8 protein-coding genes are annotated in these 3,536 nt (G+C 63.2%); 5 read left to right on the forward strand and 3 right to left on the reverse strand.

From position 1 onward, the window contains the following. Positions 1-377 precede the first annotated feature (377 nt). Positions 378-692 (forward strand): hypothetical protein, encoded by a 315-nt coding sequence (locus tag ACTIDRAF_RS31340; protein WP_016701437.1) that lies wholly within the window; start codon positions 378-380, stop codon positions 690-692. Positions 693-755: 63 nt separating this feature from the next. Here ACTIDRAF_RS31340 and ACTIDRAF_RS0225260 read toward each other — a convergent pair whose 3' ends face one another. Then, on the reverse strand, positions 756-938 hold the full coding sequence (locus tag ACTIDRAF_RS0225260) for a DUF397 domain-containing protein (protein ID WP_026066484.1): 183 nt from the start codon (positions 936-938) through the stop codon (positions 756-758). Between the two features lie 227 nt (positions 939-1,165). Between ACTIDRAF_RS0225260 and ACTIDRAF_RS32295 the strand changes: the two genes are divergently transcribed. Beyond that, a complete protein-coding gene (locus tag ACTIDRAF_RS32295) occupies positions 1,166-1,480 on the forward strand; it encodes a hypothetical protein (protein WP_016701439.1) in 315 nt (104 codons plus the stop codon). 61 nt (positions 1,481-1,541) lie between these two features. Here ACTIDRAF_RS32295 and ACTIDRAF_RS33245 read toward each other — a convergent pair whose 3' ends face one another. Beyond that, positions 1,542-1,724 (reverse strand): DUF397 domain-containing protein, encoded by a 183-nt coding sequence (locus tag ACTIDRAF_RS33245; protein ID WP_083886707.1) that lies wholly within the window; start codon positions 1,722-1,724, stop codon positions 1,542-1,544. Continuing rightward, positions 1,721-2,548 (reverse strand): DUF5753 domain-containing protein, encoded by an 828-nt coding sequence (locus ACTIDRAF_RS0225270; RefSeq protein WP_016701440.1) that lies wholly within the window; start codon positions 2,546-2,548, stop codon positions 1,721-1,723. Before ACTIDRAF_RS0225270 ends, ACTIDRAF_RS33245 begins: the two co-directional genes overlap by 4 nt. A 210-nt stretch (positions 2,549-2,758) precedes the next feature. Between ACTIDRAF_RS0225270 and ACTIDRAF_RS34130 the strand changes: the two genes are divergently transcribed. From ACTIDRAF_RS34130 to ACTIDRAF_RS0225280, 3 genes are all read left to right on the forward strand, one after another. Then, positions 2,759-2,899 (forward strand): hypothetical protein, encoded by a 141-nt coding sequence (locus ACTIDRAF_RS34130; protein WP_157163272.1) that lies wholly within the window; start codon positions 2,759-2,761, stop codon positions 2,897-2,899. After that, positions 2,896-3,081 carry a hypothetical protein gene (locus tag ACTIDRAF_RS0225275; RefSeq protein ID WP_016701441.1) on the forward strand — a complete coding sequence of 62 codons (186 nt, stop codon included), beginning with the start codon at positions 2,896-2,898 and terminating at the stop codon, positions 3,079-3,081. The genes ACTIDRAF_RS34130 and ACTIDRAF_RS0225275 overlap by 4 nt, the downstream gene beginning before the upstream one ends. A gap of 35 nt (positions 3,082-3,116) precedes the next feature. Further along, the coding region (locus ACTIDRAF_RS0225280; RefSeq protein WP_026066485.1) for a hypothetical protein at positions 3,117-3,536 on the forward strand (420 nt) is incomplete at its 3' end.

Here is a 3,536-nt window from a genome sequence, read left to right on the forward strand (position 1 = left end):
CCCCCCCCCGCCCCGCTCCTACGGCTGCCGGGCCACCGGCCGCGCCACCCACCGTGGGGACGTGGCGAGGGAAGACCGCGAGCGAGTACGCGAGGGACGACGGTGAGGGGATCGGGCGGCTTTCCCCACGTGGGAGGCGGACCACTGTACGTGAAGTCGATACCGCCGCTGAAGTGCGGGAAATATTTGCCGTCCTCTCAGAGGGCACCCGAAGGATATATCCCTCGGGTCATTGCGGCATCATGATGGAGCATCTTGACGGCACCACTGTTGGCTTGCGTGAAAGCGCGAAGTCAACTAAGGACTAGCCCACACTGGACATCAGGGACGTGCACCGAAATTTCTTCAAAGTACACGTCGCAGTAAGGAAAAACTAAATGAACATTGATCACGAGGTCCGCGAATCCGTGTGCGACCTTGCCGAGGACGACTACGTCATGATGGCTGAGATCATTGGCCTCATCGTTCGCGTTGGCGGGGTTCCCTGGGACCAGCAGATCAGCCGGGCAGGTCGAATAGCAGCCGGACTCGTACGCGAAGGCAGGATCACACCCGGGAGCCTACGGGGAGGCACGTTCACCCCGTGGGAGGGAAGCCGAGACGAGCAGGCGGCACGCATCGAACGGGAAACGCGGGAGTACGAGGAAACGGGACGCGAGGTGAACTTGGGTGATATCGCGTGGTTCGCGTGAGCTGATATGGAACGAGCCCCTGACCAGCGACGCACCTGGCCGGGGGCTGGTCAGAGAATCGGATTACAGGCGGCCGGACTTCACCGCAGCGAGGAACGCCGCGAACGTGCCACGGTCGACGACCAGCGTTCCACCATCACGGTTCTTGGTGTCGCGTACAGCCACGACACCAGGAGCTTGTCCGACCTCCACACAGTTGTTAATTCCTCCACAGTAGCTACTTTTACACCACTGAAAATTATTCATGTCTCGTTACCGCCTTCTCCATCGGAGTTACGGATTCACCGGGACCCAATGCTACCGCGCACAGGAGGCTAAACGCCAGAAGCATGGCGACATCATGGTGGAGCACCCCGACGGGACCACTGCCAACTTGCAGGAAAGTACGAGAACAACCCCACACTAGATCCCAGAGACGTCCACGAAATTTTTCCGAAGTACATGGGTACACGTCACAGCAAGGAACAAACCGGATGGATATTGATTACGAGGTTCGCGAATCCGTGTGCGATCTCGCGAAGTTCGACCACGTCATGATGACCGAGGTAGTCGGCGTCCTGGTCGCGGTGGGCGGCGTTCCCTGGGATCAGCAGATCAGCAGGGCAGGTCGGATAGCGGCCGGACTCGTGCGCGAAGGCAGGATCACACCCGGGAGCCTACAGGGAGGCACGTTCACCCCGTGGGAGGGAAGCCGAGACGAGCAGGCGGAACGCATCGAACGGGAGACGCGGGAGTACGAGGAGGAGGGGCGCGAAGTGATTTTCGGCGATATCGCGTGGTTCGCGTGAGCTGACAGAGAACGACCCCCGACCATGCGCGGCATTGGTCGGGGGCTCGCCGGGGTGCTGGCTACAGGCGGCCAAACTTCACCGCAGCAAGAAACGCCGCGAACGTGTCCCGGTCGACGACCAGCGTCCCACCGTCACGATTCTTGGTGTCACGGACGGCCGCGAGATCGGTGGTGATACCGACATCAACACAGTTTTCGGAACCACCACTGTAGCTGCTCTTGCGCCAAATAAATTCCTTCACAGCTCCCGTGCCACCTTCTTCATCAGAGTTGCGGAGTCCTCTGGACTCAATGCTACAGCGCGCAGGAAGTCGAACGCCACAGAGTACTTTTTGATGTCGCTGGCGCGCTCAAGATACTGTGCGCTCGTGAGATTCTCCACGTAGACAATCGAAGACCCGTCGTCGAAGCTTTGGATGCGGAAGGCGGTACCCATTGCAGCGTGAGCACCAGCCGCGAGGGGCAAGATCTGCAGTGTGACATGCGGCAAAGTGCACGCCTCGACAAGGAAGTCCAGCTGCTGACGCATGACCGTGGATCCGCCAACCGTACGGCGGATGACAGCCTCATCAAGAACACCCCAAAGGGGCGAACCGTTGGCCAGGAAGTGCTCGCGGCGCTCCGCCCTGAGTTGAACGGACTTTTCGATGTCCTGACCGCTGTGGTCGGGAGAACCCGCACTGATGACCGACCGGGCATAGTCGGAAGTCTGGAGTGGCCCGTAGACGAGATCTATCCCGAAGTACCGAATCTCCGTTGCCGCGTCCTCAAGACCGATATGTTGGTTGGCCCAGTTCTGCAGGGCTTTGTTCCCATAGCGCTGCCACCAACCGGGCATCCGCGATCCCCGACAGAGCTCCAGCAACAGGGCGCGCTCGTCTTCGCTGCGTACGTCGTACAGGTCAAGCAGTAGGCGAACATCGTTCGGGTGAGTCGTGACGCGAGCCGTCTCGATGTTGCTGATCTTCGGTCCGGACCACTCGAGGCGGCGGGCTACCTCGTCACCCGTGAGGTTGGCGGCTCGTCGGAGCCGACGCAGTGCCGCGCCCAACTGCCGCTTGCTCACCGTCGGATTGTGTCGCGGCACGCGTCCTCCCCACTCAGTCGTCGCACGAAGTCTGTCACCCGCCGCGATGCCGCCTCGGAGTTGCCCCGTTTGGGTCATGGCGACTCGTGAATCTTCACGACTAAGATTCACCGAGTAACTTACCGAGTACTTCGGGTCATATTGGAGGGGCTTGCCATGTGGGCGCTGTGTTGGTGGGTCGGATCGGCGATGGGCGTAGCCCTGCTGTTGCGGGGAGCGGCGTGGCTCGCGGAACGCGGACTACCCCCGGAATCACGGCGACGGCGTGCCCTCGAGTACGACCCCGGCACCGGAACCTTCCGCACCCTCACCACCCGAGCCACCCGGTGACCAACCACGGCGGAGACCTCGCCGACACCGCCCGCACACGCGACCTCCTCGCCCTGCGCGCCTTCCAGGCACAGCGCCGCCGCATACGCCGCCGGCGCTTCGCCGCCGTCGCCCGCGCGATCGCCGTGAGCCTGCTAGCCCTGGCCACCACCGTGGCCATCGTCGCGGCCCTGGCCGCCTGATCCTGTCGACTGACTGCCGTCGGGGGACGGTCCTGATGAACGACTACGACCACGCCAGGCTCGGGCGGCTGCCCGCCTTCTGGCTCATCGACGCGAAACCACCCGCCGGCTGGCTGTGGTGGCGACACCTGGTGCTCGGCGGCTACGGCGAGCACCTCCTCGGCACCACGATCAGCACCGCCTGCGGACACCCGGTCGTCGTGGGCGCCGACGAACGCCCACCCGAGATCCCCTACCAACCCTGCGCGCACTGCGCGCAGATCATGAAACCGGACCTGTTCGCCGCCCTGGTCGTCCCCAGCTACACCGCCGCCCACCTCACCCGGGACCGCACCGACCTGGACGTGTGGACCGCCTGCGGCATCTGGACACCAGCGGCCGACACCGAACTGGTCAGCCTGCTCACCCCCGGCGTGGAGTTCTGCCTGGCCTGCTGGCTCCCCCACAACAGGGAG

The sequence above is a fragment of the Actinoalloteichus spitiensis RMV-1378 genome, assembly GCF_000239155.1.
In the GTDB taxonomy this organism is placed as follows: Bacteria; Actinomycetota; Actinomycetes; order Mycobacteriales; family Pseudonocardiaceae; genus Actinoalloteichus_B; species Actinoalloteichus_B spitiensis.

What these genes read in the sequence shown, in the direction of transcription:
- ACTIDRAF_RS31340 (WP_016701437.1), top strand. Translation starts at nt 378, where the DNA reads ATGAACATTGATCACGAGGTCCGCGAATCCGTGTGCGACCTTGCCGAG.
- ACTIDRAF_RS0225260 (WP_026066484.1), bottom strand. Translation starts at nt 938, where the DNA reads ATGAATAATTTTCAGTGGTGTAAAAGTAGCTACTGTGGAGGAATTAAC.
- ACTIDRAF_RS32295 (WP_016701439.1), top strand. Translation starts at nt 1,166, where the DNA reads ATGGATATTGATTACGAGGTTCGCGAATCCGTGTGCGATCTCGCGAAG.
- ACTIDRAF_RS34130 (WP_157163272.1), top strand. Translation starts at nt 2,759, where the DNA reads ATGGGCGTAGCCCTGCTGTTGCGGGGAGCGGCGTGGCTCGCGGAACGC.